This is a genomic window from Clostridium sp. OM05-5BH, from assembly GCF_003481505.1.
GTDB lineage: Bacteria > Bacillota > Clostridia > Lachnospirales > Lachnospiraceae > Otoolea > Otoolea fessa.
Window position 1 is genome coordinate 298,870 of record NZ_QULJ01000001.1, and the last position, 16,624, is coordinate 315,493.

Here is a 16,624-nt window from a genome sequence, read left to right on the forward strand (position 1 = left end):
TTTAGAGTATAATGTTATGAAACAGGGAGGAGGATGCACATGGATCGAATTTTGATTGTGGACGATGAATTTCTGATTCGCTATACACTGGAGGAAGGACTGAAAGACAGGGGATATGACGCCTATTCAGCCGCAACCGTCGAGGAAGGGCTGGAGTTTGTCAGGAAATATCATCCGGGTGTGCTCCTTCTCGACAATCTCCTCGAAAACAGTGTCGGGATGGATGAGATTGTCAATTTCAAAAATGCAGATGAGGAACTGCAGGTCATCATGATGACGGCGTACGGTTCCGTCTCCCAGGCGGTTGAGGCGACGAAGCGCGGTGCATATGATTATATTTTAAAGCCGTTTGATGTGGATGAGATCGATATGCTGATCAAGCGGTGTCTGGAGCAGAAGCGCAACCGGGATTCACTCGTCTTCCTGAAAGGCGATGTGCCGCAGTTTTTAGGTGTCAGTGAGGCAGCTGCCCGGATCCGGCACCTTATTCAGGTGCTTGGGGAAAATTTGTCGGTCAATGTACTCCTGCGCGGGGAGACGGGAACGGGCAAGGAAGTTGTGGCGCGGCAGATTCATGCGAACAGCGCCCGCAAGGATAACCTGATGGTACGCATTAACTGCGGTGCGATTCCGGAAAATCTGATGGAGAGCGAGCTCTTTGGCTACGAGCGCGGCGCGTTTGCGGGGGCGCTCAAGACGAAAAAGGGCTTGATTGAGCTGGCGGACGGCGGTACGGTCTTTTTGGACGAGATCGGCGAATTGCCGATGGCGATGCAGACGAAACTTCTGACCTTCCTGGATGACCGGAAATTTAAGCGGATCGGCGCGCTGGAGGACACGGCGGTCGATGTTCGGATCATTGCGGCGACGAATAGAAATCTCGAGGAGGCGATCAAGGCGGGGCAATTCCGGGAGGATCTGTTCTACCGGCTGAATGTCATGCAGATCGAGATTCCGCCGCTTCGTGACCGGCGCGAGGATATCCCGGTGCTCTGTGACTATTACCTTGACTATTATAATAAAGCCTTTGCCCGCAATATCGAAAAAGTGGATCCGGATTTCATGCGGGAGCTGCTCTTGTACGACTGGAAAGGCAATGTCAGGGAGCTTAAAAATATTTTTGAGCGTTGTTTTCTCTTCAGCCAGGGAAATATCCTGGAAAAACACGTGGAGCTGGCGCCGGTCGAGCGGGAGGCAAGGCCGGAGAGCGGGGACTGCATCTATCTGAAAGATTTGAAAAAAGGACCGATCGACCTCGAGCAGGAGGTCGCGGCGCTGGAGAAACGATATATGTCGGAGGCGTTGAAACTTTCCGGCAATAACCTGACGCGGGCGGCGGCACTGCTCGGCGTCACCCGGTTCTCAATGAAACGGAAGATGGAGCGGGAAGACGGGGAGAAGTAGAAAAAGCAGAAAAACTGTATCAGGAGGAAGGACGAAAATGGTTGTCTGGTAAACCGGGTGCAGGAATGAATGGTAAAAGAGTGCAAAAAATCACATCGTGCAAAAACGCACGCCTAAAACGTGCGTTTTTGCACGATTTTTGTATATAAATTAAATTATTTTAAAAAATATTAAAATTATGATTGAAAAATACATAAAAGTCAGATAAAATATCATTAGAAGCAAAAAAACAAGGGGAACATACAAAAAACATCTCATCTTAAAAATAGTTTCCGATGGTTGTTGAAAACAGACAGAAGAAACGCTAAGCCGCAAAAATGAGATGTGTGAGCTAAGAAAGGGAGGAATGAACCATGTTTTATGTCGATTTAAACAGTGATTTAGGTGAGAGCTTCGGTAACTATACGATTGGTATGGATGAAGAAATTCTTCAGTACGTGTCTTCCGCCAACGTAGCCTGTGGATGGCATGCAGGTGATCCGATGGTTATGGATAAGACCATCGCATTGGCAAAGAAATACGGAACCGCAGTAGGAGCACATCCGGGATTTCCGGATCTGATGGGCTTCGGTCGAAGAAACATGGTGGTAACTCCGGAAGAAGCGAAAGCATATCTGAAATACCAGCTCGGCGCATTGAGCGCATTTACTAAGAGCCAGGGCGTAAAAATCCAGCACGTAAAACCGCACGGTGCATTCTACAACATGGCAGCTGTTGATGAGAAGCTGGCGAGAGCGATGTGTGAAGCAGTCTATGAAGTAGATAAAGATATCATCTTCATGGGTCTGGCAGGATCCCAGATGATCAAGGCGGCTGAGGAGGTTGGTTTACAGGCAGCGAGCGAGGTGTTCGCAGACCGTGCATACAACGATGACGGAACCCTGGTTTCCAGAAAACTTCCGGGAGCAGTCATCAAAGATAAAGACCTGGCAATCAAACGTGTCGTAAGAATGGTAAAAGAAGGAAAAGTTGAGAGCATCAACGGAAACGACATTTCCATCAAGGCAGATTCCATCTGTGTACACGGAGACAACCCAAAAGCGCTGGAGTTCGTAAAGAACATTCGTGAGACCCTGGTAGCCGAGGGAGTGGAGATTAAAAATCTGTTCCGCTAATACATATGTAAGGAGAAGAGAAATATGGGAGAAAAGAAAAAAAGTAATGCGAACACGACAGCCCTGATTGGCGCCGCGTTCCTGATGGCAACGTCCGCGATCGGACCTGGTTTCCTGACGCAGACCGCAACCTTTACCGGTCAGTACGGCTCTATTTTCGCACTGGCAATCATCTGTACCATTCTTCTGGATGTTACAACCCAGTTAAATATCTGGTCCATCATCGGTGTGTCTGGTATGCGTGGACAAGATATCGCAAATAAAGTTGTTCCGGGACTCGGATATTTCATCGCGTTCCTTGTGTCTCTCGGCGGTCTGGTATTCAATATCGGTAACGTCGGCGGCGCCGCAACCGGTTTTAACATCGTATTCGGTTTTCCGCTGAAAGTCGGAACCGTTGTAGCCGGTGTCATCGGTATTCTGATCTTCTTATCCAAGGATGCGAAAAACTTCATGGATAAGCTGACCAAATACTTAGGAAGCATCATGATTGTTACCGTACTTTATGTAGCATTCCGTTCAAAACCTCCGGTTGTTGAGGCAATCGGCAGTGTTGGACATCTGAACGAATTCCCGAACCTGGTATTCCCGATTATTACCTTGCTTGGCGGAAGCTGCGGCGGTTACATCACATTCTCCGGTGCACATCGTCTTCTGGATGCAGGTTTCTCCGGAACCAAGGATCTTCCGCATGTTCGCCGCTCCGTATTAATGGGCATCAGCGTATCGGGAGTTATGAGAATTTTACTGTTCCTCGCAGTTTTAGGCGTTGTTACAGCAACTCCGGAAGTAGTTGGAAGCGAAGCATGGGTAGCAAGCCCGCCAGCAGCAGCTTTTAAGGCAGGCGCAGGCATCATCGGTTATAAGATCTTCGGTCTGGTTATCCTGTTTGCAGCTATCACCTCCATCATCGGTGCAGCGTATACATCTGTATCCTTCTTAAAGACCCTGCATCCGTTCATCATGGAGAATGAGAAATGGTTCGTTATCGGCTTCATCGCTGTATCGACCGTTATCATGACATTACTTGGACAGCCGGCAACTCTTCTGGTTCTGGCAGGTTCCGTAAACGGACTGATTCTTCCGATTACACTGCTTGTCATTCTTCTGGCAAGCCGCAGGAAAGATATCGTCGGTGAAAATTACAAACATCCGACCGTACTCATCGTACTTGGTGTATGCGTTGTCCTTCTGACTGGTTACTCAGGAATCAAGGCTCTGCCGAAGATTCTTACCATCTTTGGTTAATGAATGAAAAAACGCGAAAAATGTGGTAAAATAATAAAAAACGATTAAACGGACAGGCGCCCGGCGGACTGGCTGGATGAGCACGCAGATGGCTGGCTTATGGTAGCAGGTCTGCCGGGCGTTTCCCTGTAACTGGCTTGTTGGGTCGGAAGCAGTTTTTAGGTTTTTCGAAGAAAAGCAGAACAGGCAGGCGGGGGCTTCGTTTATCTGACAGGAGGTATATATGAGCGAGGTAAGATACCTTGTAGCGGGCGACAGCGCTGTGTGCGTTGAGTTTGGCAATGAAATCAGCCCGGAGATCAACAAGAAAATCCGCGCATTCAAGATTGCGGTTGAAAAAAGTGATATACCGGGAATTGTGGAGACGGTTCCGACATACCGCTCCTTATTAGTACATTATCATCCGGAAGTGATCGGATTCAAGGCACTCACAGAAGAATTTGATAAATTGATGGGTTCCTTATCCAGCATTCCGATCCCGCCGCCAACCGTTATCGAAATTCCGGTTTTCTACGGCGGAGAGATGGGTCCGGATATTGAAAATGTAGCGGAGCACAATCACAAGACCGTGGAAGAGGTTATCAAGATTCATACATCTGAAGAATATCTAATCTACATGATTGGATTTATCGCTGGATTCCCATATCTGGGCGGTATGAGCAAAGAGATCGCAACCCCGCGTCTGAAGAGCCCGAGAGTGAAGATTGAGGGCGGATCCGTCGGTATCGCCGGTGAGCAGACCGGTATCTACCCGGTAGCATCTCCGGGCGGCTGGCAGTTAATTGGACGGACTCCGTTAAAACTCTATGATGCAGACCGCGAGAAGCCAGTGCTTCTGGAAGCGGGACAGTATATCAAGTTTGCTGCAGTAACCGAGGAAGAGTATAAAAAGATAGAAAAAGAAGTCGAAGACGGAACCTACAAATACGTTGTGTACGATAAGGAGGTATAAAGATGGGCATTAAGTTTGCAAGCGGCGGATTCCTCACAACCGTACAGGACATGGGACGCATCGGCTATCAGGAGTCCGGTATGTCTGTATCAGGCGTTATGGATCAGCGTTCCGCAGCGATCGCGAATATTTTAGTGGGAAATGATGAAAACGAGGCGGTTCTGGAAGTAACCCTGATGGGACCGATGATGGAATTTACAGAAGACAATATTATCGCAGTAACCGGCGGCAATCTGGTTCCGAAGGTAAATGGAAAAGATCTTCCGATGTATCAGGCAGTTTTAGTACATAAGGGCGATTCCATGAACTTTGCCGGTATGACAAGTGGAAGCCGCGCGTACATTTCAGTGGCAGGCGGGCTGGATATCCCGGTACAGATGGGCAGCAAATCCACTAACTTAAAGCTGAAAGTAGGCGGTTATCAGGGAAGAAAGATCGGCGGCGGAGACGAGATTGGTTTTGCTGCTCCGAAGACGACCCTTCCAAATATGAGAAAGAGAAAAGTGACGCCGGAGGACTTCTCCCAGACTGAGAAAACCATCCGCGTTGTCATGGGACCGCAGGATGACTGCTTTACCGAGAAAGGTGTAGAGACGTTCTTAAGCAGCACATATGCATTTACGAATGAGTCCGACCGTATGGGCTGCCGTCTCGAGGGCGAGGTCATCGAGCATAAAAATGGCGGCGATATTATCACAGACGGTATCGCCTTTGGTGCGATTCAGGTGCCGTCCCACGGACAACCGATTATCATGATGGCGGATCATCAGACCACCGGCGGTTATACGAAGATTGCTGGCGTTATCTCTGTGGACCTTCCGCTGGTTGCACAGTCCAGACCGGGTTATAAAGTACATTTCCAGAAAGTAACGGTTGAGGAAGCACAGAAGCTCTACATTGAGCAGGTGGAAAAACTCAAGGCACTCAAAGAAGAACTGGCAAAAGTACCGGAACCGTGCGGAGAACTCGATGCAGTGATTCAGGTAGTGGTTGGATGTGAATCGAAGAAATACTGGAATCCGATTGGAACCTACCGGGTTGTGATCGATGGAACTGAATATATGGTTGAATTAGAGGAAGAGACTGAAAGATTCAGATAAACCTCAGATTCATTGAAAGATATGGAGGGAACGTATATGGCAGATTATAGCAAAATGACACCACCGGAAGTATGGAAACTGATTCGGACTGGCGAGATTACCCGCCCGACGGCTGGCATGTGTGCCGGATATGCACAGGCAAATCTGGTTATCCTGCCGAAGAAGTACGCGGATGATTTTAAAGAATTTGCAAGAAAGAACCCGAAACCGTGCCCAATCCTGGAAGTCGTAGAGGGCACACCGGATATCCACGATATGGGCGAAGGCGCGAGCATCGTGACGGACATCCCGAAATATTTCATTTACCGCGACGGCGTGAAAGTCGATGAGGTGACAGATGTTTCTTCTTATTGGAAAGAAGATTCGGTTGCATTCCTGATTGGCTGCAGCTTCTCCTTTGAGGAGGCGCTTATGAAAGCCGGCATTGAAGTGCGCCATATCGCGCAGGGCTGCAATGTTTCCATGTACAAGACCAACATCCAGTGCGAGAGCGCCGGCGTGTTCAAGGGACCGATGGTTGTCAGCATGCGTCCGATGACACCGGAAAACGCACAGAAAGCCAAAGAGATCACAGACCGTTATCCAAACGTACACGGCGGTCCGGTCCAGATCGGCGATCCGGCAGCGATCGGTATCAAGGATATTTCCAAACCAGACTATGGAGATCCGGTCGAGATCCGCGAGGGTGAGATCCCGGTATTCTGGGCTTGCGGCGTTACCCCGCAGGCAGCGATTGAAAATGCAAAACTTCCGTTAGTCATTACTCACGCGCCGGGACATATGTTCATTACCAATGTCCTGAATACGGAGCTGAATGATTATCTGGAAGCGAAGAAGCAGAAATAGGCAGAATCGGTTCTTCCATTGCAGGAACGGTTTTATCGAAAAATAAGGTTTGACGGAGATTTCCCAGTCTCCTTCAAATAAATTCTCTTGAGAAAAGAGAAAAAGTTCATTACCAACCTAAAAAGCGGCGAAAAAGGAAGATGGAATCTGAGAGGAGGAAGTCTTCCTTTTTCATGTGTATCTCATGCGTATATCATACGCTTGGGATGAAACGCACTTACCTTGTAAATTCCTTGAGAAAATCGTTGAAAAAACCTTGTATTTTCAAGGAAAAACCGCTTGACACGTCCGGAAGCGTGTAATATAATAAGTCAGTATGACATGAGTCAGGAAGATGTCAGCACCAAAGCCCCGGAGCAGGCATTTCATGATATAGTTAATCTCAATTATATGAAGTAAAACAGGAGGTCAACCAATGAAGAGTTTTATGGCTAGTCCAGCAACAATCGAAAGAAAATGGTATGTAGTTGACGCTACAGGATATACATTAGGTCGTCTTGCATCTGAGGTAGCAAAGGTATTAAGAGGCAAGAACAAACCGATCTTCACACCGCACATGGATTGCGGCGATTATGTAATCGTAGTAAACGCAGAGAAGATCAAAGTAACCGGTAAGAAGATGGATCAGAAAATCTACTACAATCACTCTGATTATGTAGGTGGCATGAGAGAGACAACCCTTCGTGAAATGATGGCTAAGAAGCCGGAGAAGGTTATCGAGTTAGCAGTTAAAGGTATGCTTCCAAAGGGACCTTTAGGAAGAAGCATGATTACAAAACTTCATGTATACGCAGGTCCGGAGCACGAGCAGGCAGCTCAGAAGCCGGAAGTTTTAGAAATCAAGTTTTAATTAAAGGCACTGGAAGGAGGAAACTATAATGGCTAACAAATTTTACGGAACAGGCAGAAGAAAAAAATCTATCGCTAGAGTATACCTTGTACCGGGAACCGGCAAGATTACTATCAATAAAAGAGACATCGACGAGTACTTTGGTCTTGAGACCCTGAAAGTGGTTGTTCGTCAGCCGCTCGTAGCAACCGAGACAGTTGATAAGTTCGATGTACTTGTAAACGTACGTGGCGGCGGCTTCACAGGTCAGGCTGGCGCTGTAAGACACGGCATCTCCCGTGCACTTCTTCAGGCAGACGCTGATTACCGTCCGGTACTGAAGAAAGCTGGCTTCTTAACTCGTGACCCGAGAATGAAAGAGCGTAAGAAGTACGGTCTCAAAGCAGCTCGTCGCGCTCCGCAGTTCAGCAAGCGATAATCTACAGCTTAATAATGCTAAAAAAGCCCGGAAATACGCCATTTTCCGGGCTTTTTCTATGCCTGAAATCACCTGATTCCGATGGTGAAATTTGAGGAAATTTGACTTCAAATTAGCCCATTTTGATGGGTTTACCATGGGTTTACGGTCTATTTTTGAGCCTAATGGGTGGGAAAATGGGTTTACAGAAGGCCATTTTGGAGGGGAAATTCGCCCCATATCCTTGACAGATTTTCGGGAAAAATCCGGCTGAAACGGAATGAAAAATGGTGTCGGATTCGTTTGGCGAGTTCTGACGAAATCTGCAAAAAAATAATATCAGGTATCCTGTTACATAGAGCCTTGGCTCATTCTTTGAAAACGAGAATGGGTCGAGGCTTTATTTTTTTCGCCCGAAATCCGGCGAGACAAATTTGAGTAGGAGGTAACAGGTATGACGGATTTCAATCAGAAGACCCATGACACCGATGTGGGCAGTCATGGCAGACAGTCGAGGCAGATGATGGAGGTGTTTGAGAACCAGGAGTTTGGTTCGATCCGGTTGTTACAGGAGGCAGGCAAGACCTTCTTCTGTGCAAGCGACGTGGCGAAAGCGTTGGGATATGTGAATCCCTACGCCGCAGTGAAACGCCATTGTAGAGGCCCCCTAACGAAACGCGAGGGGGTCGTTCAGAAGGTGAATCAGTATGGAGATGCTGGAGAGCAGGTCGTTGAAATCTCCTTTATCACGGAAGGTGATGTTTACCGGCTGATCGTTCACAGCAAGCTGCCATCGGCAGAACGGTTTGAACACTGGGTGTTTGATGAAGTTCTCCCGTCCATCCGAAAGCATGGTGTGTATATGAGCGATTCTATTTTGGATCAGGTGATTTAGCATCCGGAGGTCATCTACACTCTGGCGCAGGAGCTTGTGGCCGAGAGAGAGCAGCTTGAGGGTATCCGCAAACAGCTGGATGCGGCGCAGCCCAAGGCAAACTACTTCGACACCTTTGTAAATTCTGAGGATTGCACCTGTATCCGGAATTTCTGTAAGGAAATCGGAATCCCGGAGAAGACGGCAGTGGCTCTCTTACTGGATCACCGCTATCTGTACCGTAGTCCAAGCGGCTGGCTGATGCCTTTTGCAGACAAATCTGCAAGGGGCTATTTTATTGTCCGGGATTGCTACGGCAGAAGTGGAAAGCTGGTGCAGCAGACGAGAGTGACCTGCAAGGGAAAGAATCATCTCTTCAAGTTGTTTAAGAAATGGGGTGTGATCGAATGACGCTTTTTACTGAGGGACGCCTTCAGGCGTTTGAACGCATGATGCAGGATACCGGTAAATACCATCGTCGGGAGGACAGCGAAGATCGTCCGCGCAAATGTTCGAAGAAAAAAGAGGAGCCTGCGAAAAAGGATGGTGAGCACCATGCCGATATTCAGGGTTGAGAAAAACAGCAATTACACAACGATGTGCAATTACCACCTGCGGGATCAGGGCCTCAGCCTGAAAGGGAAAGGACTTCTCTCTATGCTGCTCAGTTTGCCGGACACATGGAATTATTCGGTACGGGGATTATCTTCGATTACACCGGACGGCGTAGATGGAGTGCTTACAGCTCTGAAAGAGCTAGAGCGTCTTGGGTATCTGGAAAGGAACCAGCAGCGTGAGAGCAACGGTCGGATGGGCAGAGCGGAGTATGTGATCTATGAGATGCCAAGGAAAAAGCCGTGTTCGGAATCACCGTGTACGGAAAAGCCGTATACGGTAAATCCGGATACGGACACACCGGTTACGGAAAATCCCGCGCAATTAAGTACTAATAGAACAAGTACTGAAACAATCAATAAAAGAGAGAAGAAGGAAATCCAGCACCGGTATGGCTCATACGAAAATGTCCTTCTCTCTGACACGGAATACGGCAAGCTCCGGCAGGAGTTCCCAGGAGATTATCAGATGCGGGTGGAACGGCTCTCTGAGTATCCGCTTTGAGCTTTCTTTTATGAATATGGCTACGGATGCCTCGAATTTTGAGAAGATGGTGCGCATCCCGTACCAGAAGGATCATTTCAATCCGGTGCGCACGGAGTACAGCACCATGCTGCGCCGCCAGCTTGCCCAGGGCAACAACGGCCTGACCAAGACGAAGTACCTGACGTTTGGCATTGAAGCAGAATCCATGAAACAGGCAAAGCCGAGGCTCAATCACATTGAGAGCGACCTGATGAACAACTTCAGTCGGTCATTTTTTGCGGACAGTTCATACATGCTATCCTTTTCTGTTCTCTGCTCCTGCGTTTGCTCTCGTTTGATTTCTCCCTCCGTATCTTCTTGGCACAAGCAGGACAATACCTTGATGCACCAGAGCCCGGGACATATTCAACGCCGCACACCGTACAATTTTTAGCGGGCATTGCTGCCCACCGTTTTGTAGGTATGATATGTAATTCATCGACAAAGCCGATGAATTTATAGTAAATCTTGATTTCCTGCTTCACTGTTCCGTCTGCCATCTTCTCACGCTCCGAAACAAGTATCTTGTCTATGAGTGCGTTTATAACTGTTGCATCCAGTTCTTTTAAGCCTTGATAATTTCGGATAAGGGCGAGGAAGTCACGGATTCCCCGTGATTTCTCGTAGCTTTCATTAAGAGTTTCCGTCACCTCTTTCAGCCTTGCTTCAATTTCAAGCTGCTCTTTCTGGTATTTCCCCGACATCATCTCAAAATTCCGCTCGGTAATACGCTCCATGACCTTATCCTCGTAGAGAGAGGAAAACAGCCTGTCCAGTTCCGCAAGGCGTTTGTTCAGCTTCTTACGTTCTTTCTCTAATGCTTTCGCCCTGCTCTGGTCTGTTTCCGTGAGCCGCTTTTCTATGGCCCTGACCGCCTTTTCATCATTCACTGCCATATCCGCAAAACAGTTGATGTCGGCAAGAACGGCATTGAATAAATCCCTTGCTTCTATATTGTGGGCACTACACTCGCTTCTTCCGTTTCTTGCATAATTATTACATGAATACTGTACACAGTCGATAATCTCTGGGCGTTTCCTCCTGTGTACGTTCATTGCCCGCAGAGCACATCCGCAGTCCACACACTTGATAACGCCTGCAAAAATATTTACAAATCCTCCCTTGTTCTGTGGAAGCCTACGACTTGTAATAAGCTGTTGGACAATATCAAATTCCTCCTGCGTGACTATTCCCTCATGGGTATTGGGTATCACTTCCCATTCTTCGGGCAGCTTAGAGGGGCGTTTCTTGCTTTTCATATTGGCGGCAATCCGTTTGTAGCCTACAAGATTTCCCGCATATATCGGGCTTCTTAAAATGCTCCTCACGCTGTTCCCACTCCAAATATAGCGTTTGTCCTCGTTCCCCTCAAAATGACGTTCAAAGCCTGTTTCGCCACGCTCCGCCGCATAAGCGGCAGGGCGTAGGATATGCTGTTTATTAAGATGTCTGCAAATTTTGGCAACTCCATTCCCTTTTAATGCAAGGTCGAATATCTCTTTTACAACATGTGCCACTTTATCATCTATCAGCAGATGGTTGTGGTCGGCAGGGTCTTTGATATAGCCATAAGGGGCGGTAGTTCCCATGAATTTCCCCTGTTGAAACCTCGCCCGATATGCCGATTTTATCTTAACAGATATGTCAGCGGCATACATTTCGTTTAAAATGTTGCGGAAAGGCGTGATGTCCATAGCAGATTTATTCAAGGTATCTACGCCGTCATTGACCGCTATATACCTCACGTTATGCTCTGGGAAGAAAACTTCCAGATATAACCCACAATCAAGATAGTTTCTCCCCAGACGGGATAAATCTTTCGTAATCACGCAGTTTATCAGACCGCTTTCAATGTCTTTTATCATATTCTGGAAACTTGGTCTTTGGAAATTTGTACCAGAATAACCATCGTCCACATACGTTTTTGCTATGTGCCATCCCTGCTTTTTCACATAATCCGTGAGGATGGATTTCTGTGTCGCAATGCTCGCACTCTCGTTATCCGTACCATCGTCTTTAGATAAGCGGCAATAAATGCCGACTAAATAGATTTTCTTTTCTTCTTTGATTCCTGCCATACTGTAAAACCTCCGTATCTGTCCTATCTGTTTTCATGTCCCATTGCGTACATTCTAAGCGGACAGCCCCTCATTGTCGAAGGTGTCGCCCTCGGCAATCTTCTTCCGAATATCCTCGGAGATAATCGGGACAAACGCTTCTGTAACGGTCTGTGTGCCGACATATTCACGGCTGATTATCATCTGCACTGGTGCTTTTGGCACGATACGCTTTCTCTTTTTATCTGCTTTCTTATCCTCGCCCATACTTAAATCTTCCTTTCCAGACAGGGCAGGGAAGAGTTTGGAAATGTCCCCGCCCTGCCAATCAGATACCATTAATCCTCGCTGTTTAATTCTTTCTGTAATGCTTTAAGGAGTGCCGCCGCTTCATCAGCGTTCAGCGTGATTCCCTTGCCGCACTTTTCACGGTTCGGGGAAAAGCTGCGGATGTCATACTTCGGCTCTTTCCCATTCCATGAAATGAGATTGATTTCCTTTGTGTAGCCACTGTCGCCCGTAGACAATACTGCGATTTCCTTTACGATTTCATACTGGATTTCTCTCATTCTCCATACCTCAACTCTCTGTATTTACTTCCCGAAAAAAGAAGATTAGCGGCTGTCACGGTTGCGTTTCCTCTGCAACTCACGCTCCAAAAGTTTGATGATGGTTTCCTCCATCTGCTTCGGCGTTGTGTTCTTCGGAAAGTATTTTTTCAGCTTGCTTGTGTTGATTTTCAAGGTTTCTTTCTGGTTGCCCTTTTCCTCCGTCATAATCGCAAATATCGTATCCATGTCAAGCCGCCCGCTCTGGCTTAACTGTTTCATCCGCTGTGCCTGTGAGAGTGAGGGCGTTGCTTCTTCGCTCTCCATCGTGGCAAAGAGGTTTTCCTGCTCGTCTTTCTTCAAGAAGGACAGTTCCACCGCAGGCGTGAGGGCGATTTTCCCCTCGTCCACCATCTGCAAAATCGGCGGTATCAGTTCCGTCAGGCGGATAAAACGCTGCACGGTCATCCTGCCCACGCCGAAGCCCTGTGCCACCTTGTCGTCCGTCCGCAACTTCGTCACAACTTGTGACGAGGTTAAGTCTGTGCGGAAACCCTGCCGCTTCATGGCTTCGGATTTCATCTTGTAAGCAAACGCCCGCTCCGATGGCAGGATATTCTCACGCTGCAAATTGCTGTCTACAAGGGTGATGATGGCTCGGTCACGGTCTAAGGGCAGGACAAACGCAGGCACGGTATTTATCCCTGCAAGTTCAGAAGCACGGACACGCCGCTGTCCTGCAATCACTTCATAACCGTCCCCGTCCTCTTTCGGGCGTGTGATTATCGGCGTGACAATGCCAAATTCCTTGATGCTTTCCGCTAACTCTGACAGTGTTTCATCTTCTGCCACATGAAACGGATTGTCGGGGAACGGGTACAAGTCTTTGGTCTTTAACACCTTAAAATCCTGTTTCTTCATTCACATATCTACCTTTCTTTCGCTCTGCTTCTATGATTTTTCTGCAATTCTTCCAACACTTCGGGCGGTATTTTTGACAGCAGCCGCCCCATCTGCTCGTTGGTTCTCTGCAATTCAAATATCTTCTGATTCGCTTTCTGCACCTTTAGTTCCTGCTCGTACTTTTCATCACGCATACGCCCCGCATAGTCTGATTCCTGCCCAATTCTCTCTTTCAAACTGTCGATATACGCCTGCTGTTTCCCGATTTCCTTAGAGAATTTCTCCACGTCTGGCAGCCATGCAGAGAGTAAATCTAACGCTTTATCCCTTTTCTTCCCTGCGTTAAAGGCGTTGATGTCGGATAGGGCAGACACGATTTCTTCATACTGTTTATCAAGCCTGCCGCCTAATTTATAGAGCCATGTGGGGACGTGTTTCCGCTTGGTTTCCATTGAGGACTGCCCCCGTTCAAGCTGATTCCACCGTGAGGACATCCGCTCATGGTAGGCGGTCTGCCACTCGGATAATGATTTCTGGTTGCCTAAGATAGCTTTCGCTGACAGCTTATTGTCTGGCGTAATCGGCACAAAGCAGAGGTGCATATGGGGCGTTCTCTCGTCCATATGGACGACAGCGGAGAGGATATTCTGCTTTCCAACACGCTCCGAAATGAAGTCAAGAGCCGTCTGGAAATACGCTTTTTGTTCTTCGGGCGGTAACTGGTTCATAAATTCTGGTGAAGCTGTGATGAGCGTTTCCACCATCATCACGCTGTCTTTCCTTGTCCTGCACCCCGCTTCGGCTACCATGCGGTTAATCTCTTTCTTGTAGGTGTACTTTGGTGGTGCTATGAGATGGTAATTGTTTTTAGAGCGTTCCATATCTATATCTGGGTTGCTTTTGTAGGCTTCTTTCTTCCGCTCGTTGTGGCGTTCACAAGCCGCAACGCCGCCCGCTTTTCGTTTCTGGAAACGCAGGATTGCATAAGGCATAGGCGGATTCCTCCTTTCTTTCGGCGGGTGACCGTCCTTTGGGGTGACAGCGGTGACGGTGGTGACAGCAGTTTTGGGATACCCCCTGCCGACTGCCGCAACTGTCACCCTCACCCCCTGCATGACGGTCATGTCGATGATGACGGTGTTTTTGGGATACCCCCCTCGCAAGAGCCGTCACCGTCATGCCGCCATTCTTTTATCCGAAGCCGTAAGGCGTAGGATAGCAGGGCACAGCCCTGCCTTAAGGGAGTCCAGAGGGAACGTCTGGCACACGACTTTGCAGGGCAAAGTGTAGTGTGTTACACCCTGTAAACGCAGTCGGAAAAATCGGAATGATTTTTCTGACCGCAGGGGTGGTTTTACACGACCGAAAAGGGCGAGTAAATCTCACGCCTGCATTTTGCGTTTACGGGGTGTTCTCCCGTAGGGATGACAGCGGCAGGGTATCCTAAAATCACTGTCACCACCGTCACTGCTGTCACCCGCAGGGCAGAGCCGCCAGCTTTACATGGCTTTAAGCGTCAATGACAGTAACAGGGGGGTATCCTAATATCGCTGTCACCACCATCACCGCTGTCACCCGCCCTCCTTGCAAGGGCAATCCGCCTGCCGTCTTTCCTGCGGCTGTACTGGTAGCAGATACGGTTCTCGCTTAAAAATGTGGTGCGGTATTCATTCAGCCATTTCGTAATCACCGTGGGTATGGTTTCCGTTTCCCCCATAGCGGCTAACAGTTCCGTTGCCGTGCCTATCCATTCTTCCTTATCCCTCATAAAATCCACCAACCGAAAAAGGACATCTGGTATCGTTTCTTTCGCAAGCTGCTCCTGCGTTTTCCGCTCCACAAGCTCCCAACGGCAATCACGGAAACGCAGCGTGTATTCCTGATAAGGCGTGTCCCTGCCCGTCACATACAGCTTGGCGGTGTCAGACGCACGTTTCTCCTTTTCCAGAACAAAGGTAGCGTCCGCACTCCCCGTTAATCCTGTCGTCCCAGACACCTTGTTGAACACGTCGCTGTCATTCTGCTTTCGGATGTGGTGTACGACAATGACCGCCAGAGAGTGCCTGTCGGCAAAGTCTTTGATGAGGGAGATGTCCCCATAGTCGCTTGCATAGGCATTGTCTTTTGAAGCTGTACGGACTTTCTGCAAGGTATCAATGACAATGAGCCTGCTGTCTGGGTAATCTTTCAGATAATCTTCAAGCTGCACGATAAGACCGTCTGACAGCTTGCAGCTTGCCACGGCAAAGTGGAGCCGCCCGCTTGCTTCGTCCGTCAAACGAAATAACCTGTCCTGTATGCGGCAGAACGTGTCCTCAAGGCAGAGGTAAAGCACATCGCCCTCCATTGTCGGCATATCCCATAAAGGGATTCCCTGCGACACGCATAAGCATAGCTTCAGCATGAGCCAGCTTTTGCCTATCTTCTGTGAGCCGCAGAACAGCGATAAGCCTGTCGGGATAAGGCTGTCCACCACAAAGGATGGTTTCTCAAGCGGTTCATAAAGGAGCGTTTCGGCGTTGACTGTCTGTAACTTCTGCATGGCTTTCCTCCTTTCGGGCGGTGTCTTTGTTTTCGTTGCACATAGGCGTTGACCTCCTTAAAAATAGATTTACTCCCACGGAAAAAAGTGAGAGTATGTAATGCCGCCAATCCCACACAAATAAAAAACAGATTTCTTTTTCGGGCGGTGTCGGTCACGGTTGGAGATATTTCTTCAATTTCCGCCTTTACTTTCTCCTTTGCAATCGCAACAGATTTCTGTATTGCCGAAGCGGTGCAATGCTCCATAGCGGCGATTTGGTAAAAATTGAACTCATACTCGTAGTAGAGCAGGAAACGCCGCCTTTGTATCTCTGGAAGGCTCCCAACCGCCTTATAGAGCGTTTCATTCCGTTCTTCCTCAACCATGCGTTCATCAAGGCTCTTAGGCACACGCAACGCCCGTCTGTAAAGGGTTTCGTCCCATACCTCGTTAAACTCCCTGTGCCGCTCGTCCCATTAGAAAAGATTCCTGTTCCTGCGCTCCATCTGCCGAAACTCCATAAAGAACTGTTCCGACACTTCCAACTCGTGGGATTTGCCCTGCCCGTCCTTAAAGCTGATAAAATACCTTGTGCCGCTTTCCGTGGATTCCTCCCGAAGCGTGTATGCCTTAACCCTGTATGCCATCCTGTTGTCCTCCTGCAAA

General features: G+C 48.3%; 18 protein-coding genes and 2 pseudogenes. 13 read left to right on the forward strand and 7 right to left on the reverse strand.

Annotation, left to right across the window (positions count from 1 at the left end; all coding sequences use genetic code 11):
* The first annotated feature begins 39 nt into the window (after positions 1-39).
* The 13 genes and pseudogenes from DXB70_RS01425 to DXB70_RS14260 form a co-directional block, all read left to right on the forward strand.
* Complete coding sequence (locus tag DXB70_RS01425) at positions 40-1,404, forward strand: sigma-54 dependent transcriptional regulator (RefSeq protein WP_107000771.1); 1,365 nt, start codon at positions 40-42, stop codon at positions 1,402-1,404.
* A gap of 353 nt (positions 1,405-1,757) precedes the next feature.
* Positions 1,758-2,519, forward strand: coding sequence for a 5-oxoprolinase subunit PxpA (locus tag DXB70_RS01430; RefSeq protein ID WP_022358636.1), 762 nt, complete (start codon positions 1,758-1,760; stop codon positions 2,517-2,519).
* Between the two features lie 24 nt (positions 2,520-2,543).
* Positions 2,544-3,767: an NRAMP family divalent metal transporter gene (locus DXB70_RS01435; RefSeq protein ID WP_117796818.1), complete on the forward strand. Its 1,224-nt coding sequence runs from the start codon at positions 2,544-2,546 to the stop codon at positions 3,765-3,767.
* A 223-nt stretch (positions 3,768-3,990) separates the two neighbouring features.
* A complete protein-coding gene (pxpB, locus tag DXB70_RS01440; RefSeq protein ID WP_118672530.1) occupies positions 3,991-4,719 on the forward strand; it encodes a 5-oxoprolinase subunit PxpB in 729 nt (242 codons plus the stop codon).
* Between the two features lie 2 nt (positions 4,720-4,721).
* The gene (locus DXB70_RS01445) at positions 4,722-5,819 is read left to right on the forward strand and encodes a biotin-dependent carboxyltransferase family protein (RefSeq protein ID WP_118672531.1); all 1,098 of its coding nucleotides are present in this window, start codon (positions 4,722-4,724) and stop codon (positions 5,817-5,819) included.
* Between the two features lie 36 nt (positions 5,820-5,855).
* Positions 5,856-6,665, forward strand: a complete 810-nt coding sequence (locus tag DXB70_RS01450) for a putative hydro-lyase (protein WP_022358508.1) — start codon at positions 5,856-5,858, stop codon at positions 6,663-6,665.
* A 415-nt stretch (positions 6,666-7,080) separates the two neighbouring features.
* Positions 7,081-7,515 (forward strand): 50S ribosomal protein L13, encoded by a 435-nt coding sequence (rplM, locus tag DXB70_RS01455; protein ID WP_107000767.1) that lies wholly within the window; start codon positions 7,081-7,083, stop codon positions 7,513-7,515.
* 28 nt (positions 7,516-7,543) lie between these two features.
* Positions 7,544-7,933: a 30S ribosomal protein S9 gene (gene rpsI / locus DXB70_RS01460; protein ID WP_022358510.1), complete on the forward strand. Its 390-nt coding sequence runs from the start codon at positions 7,544-7,546 to the stop codon at positions 7,931-7,933.
* A 433-nt stretch (positions 7,934-8,366) separates the two neighbouring features.
* Positions 8,367-8,807 carry a BRO family protein gene (locus DXB70_RS14250; RefSeq protein ID WP_243099876.1) on the forward strand — a complete coding sequence of 147 codons (441 nt, stop codon included), beginning with the start codon at positions 8,367-8,369 and terminating at the stop codon, positions 8,805-8,807.
* 36 nt (positions 8,808-8,843) lie between these two features.
* Positions 8,844-9,197 (forward strand): phage antirepressor KilAC domain-containing protein, encoded by a 354-nt coding sequence (locus DXB70_RS14255; RefSeq protein WP_243099877.1) that lies wholly within the window; start codon positions 8,844-8,846, stop codon positions 9,195-9,197.
* Positions 9,194-9,361 carry a hypothetical protein gene (locus DXB70_RS14070; protein WP_182448397.1) on the forward strand — a complete coding sequence of 56 codons (168 nt, stop codon included), beginning with the start codon at positions 9,194-9,196 and terminating at the stop codon, positions 9,359-9,361. The genes DXB70_RS14255 and DXB70_RS14070 overlap by 4 nt, the downstream gene beginning before the upstream one ends.
* A gap of 22 nt (positions 9,362-9,383) precedes the next feature.
* Positions 9,384-9,905: a helix-turn-helix domain-containing protein gene (locus DXB70_RS01470; RefSeq protein WP_279221330.1), complete on the forward strand. Its 522-nt coding sequence runs from the start codon at positions 9,384-9,386 to the stop codon at positions 9,903-9,905.
* Positions 9,892-10,149, forward strand: a pseudogene (locus DXB70_RS14260) (conjugal transfer protein TraE); the annotation flags it as partial. The gene DXB70_RS01470 and the pseudogene DXB70_RS14260, both read left to right, overlap by 14 nt.
* On the opposite strand, the gene DXB70_RS01480 reads toward DXB70_RS14260, so the two are convergent.
* The 7 genes and pseudogenes from DXB70_RS01480 to DXB70_RS01510 all read right to left on the reverse strand — a co-directional run bounded on the left by DXB70_RS01480 (position 10,148) and on the right by DXB70_RS01510 (position 16,605).
* Entirely contained in the window at positions 10,148-12,004 is a 1,857-nt protein-coding gene (locus tag DXB70_RS01480; RefSeq protein WP_001820670.1) for a recombinase family protein, read from the reverse strand. The pseudogene DXB70_RS14260 and the gene DXB70_RS01480 overlap by 2 nt on opposite strands.
* Before the next feature lie 54 nt (positions 12,005-12,058).
* A complete protein-coding gene (locus DXB70_RS01485; RefSeq protein ID WP_000253176.1) occupies positions 12,059-12,322 on the reverse strand; it encodes a hypothetical protein in 264 nt (87 codons plus the stop codon).
* The gene (locus DXB70_RS01490; RefSeq protein ID WP_001206986.1) at positions 12,322-12,552 is read right to left on the reverse strand and encodes a PC4/YdbC family ssDNA-binding protein; all 231 of its coding nucleotides are present in this window, start codon (positions 12,550-12,552) and stop codon (positions 12,322-12,324) included. Before DXB70_RS01490 ends, DXB70_RS01485 begins: the two co-directional genes overlap by 1 nt.
* A gap of 45 nt (positions 12,553-12,597) precedes the next feature.
* Positions 12,598-13,452 (reverse strand): ParB/RepB/Spo0J family partition protein, encoded by an 855-nt coding sequence (locus DXB70_RS01495; protein ID WP_000743700.1) that lies wholly within the window; start codon positions 13,450-13,452, stop codon positions 12,598-12,600.
* Between the two features lie 8 nt (positions 13,453-13,460).
* Entirely contained in the window at positions 13,461-14,426 is a 966-nt protein-coding gene (gene mobV / locus DXB70_RS01500) for a MobV family relaxase (protein ID WP_001820668.1), read from the reverse strand.
* Positions 14,427-14,950: 524 nt separating this feature from the next.
* Positions 14,951-15,976 (reverse strand): AAA family ATPase, encoded by a 1,026-nt coding sequence (locus DXB70_RS01505; RefSeq protein ID WP_001170964.1) that lies wholly within the window; start codon positions 15,974-15,976, stop codon positions 14,951-14,953.
* A 154-nt stretch (positions 15,977-16,130) separates the two neighbouring features.
* Positions 16,131-16,605 (reverse strand): annotated as a pseudogene (locus DXB70_RS01510) (sigma-70 family RNA polymerase sigma factor).
* Positions 16,606-16,624: the final 19 nt, after the last annotated feature.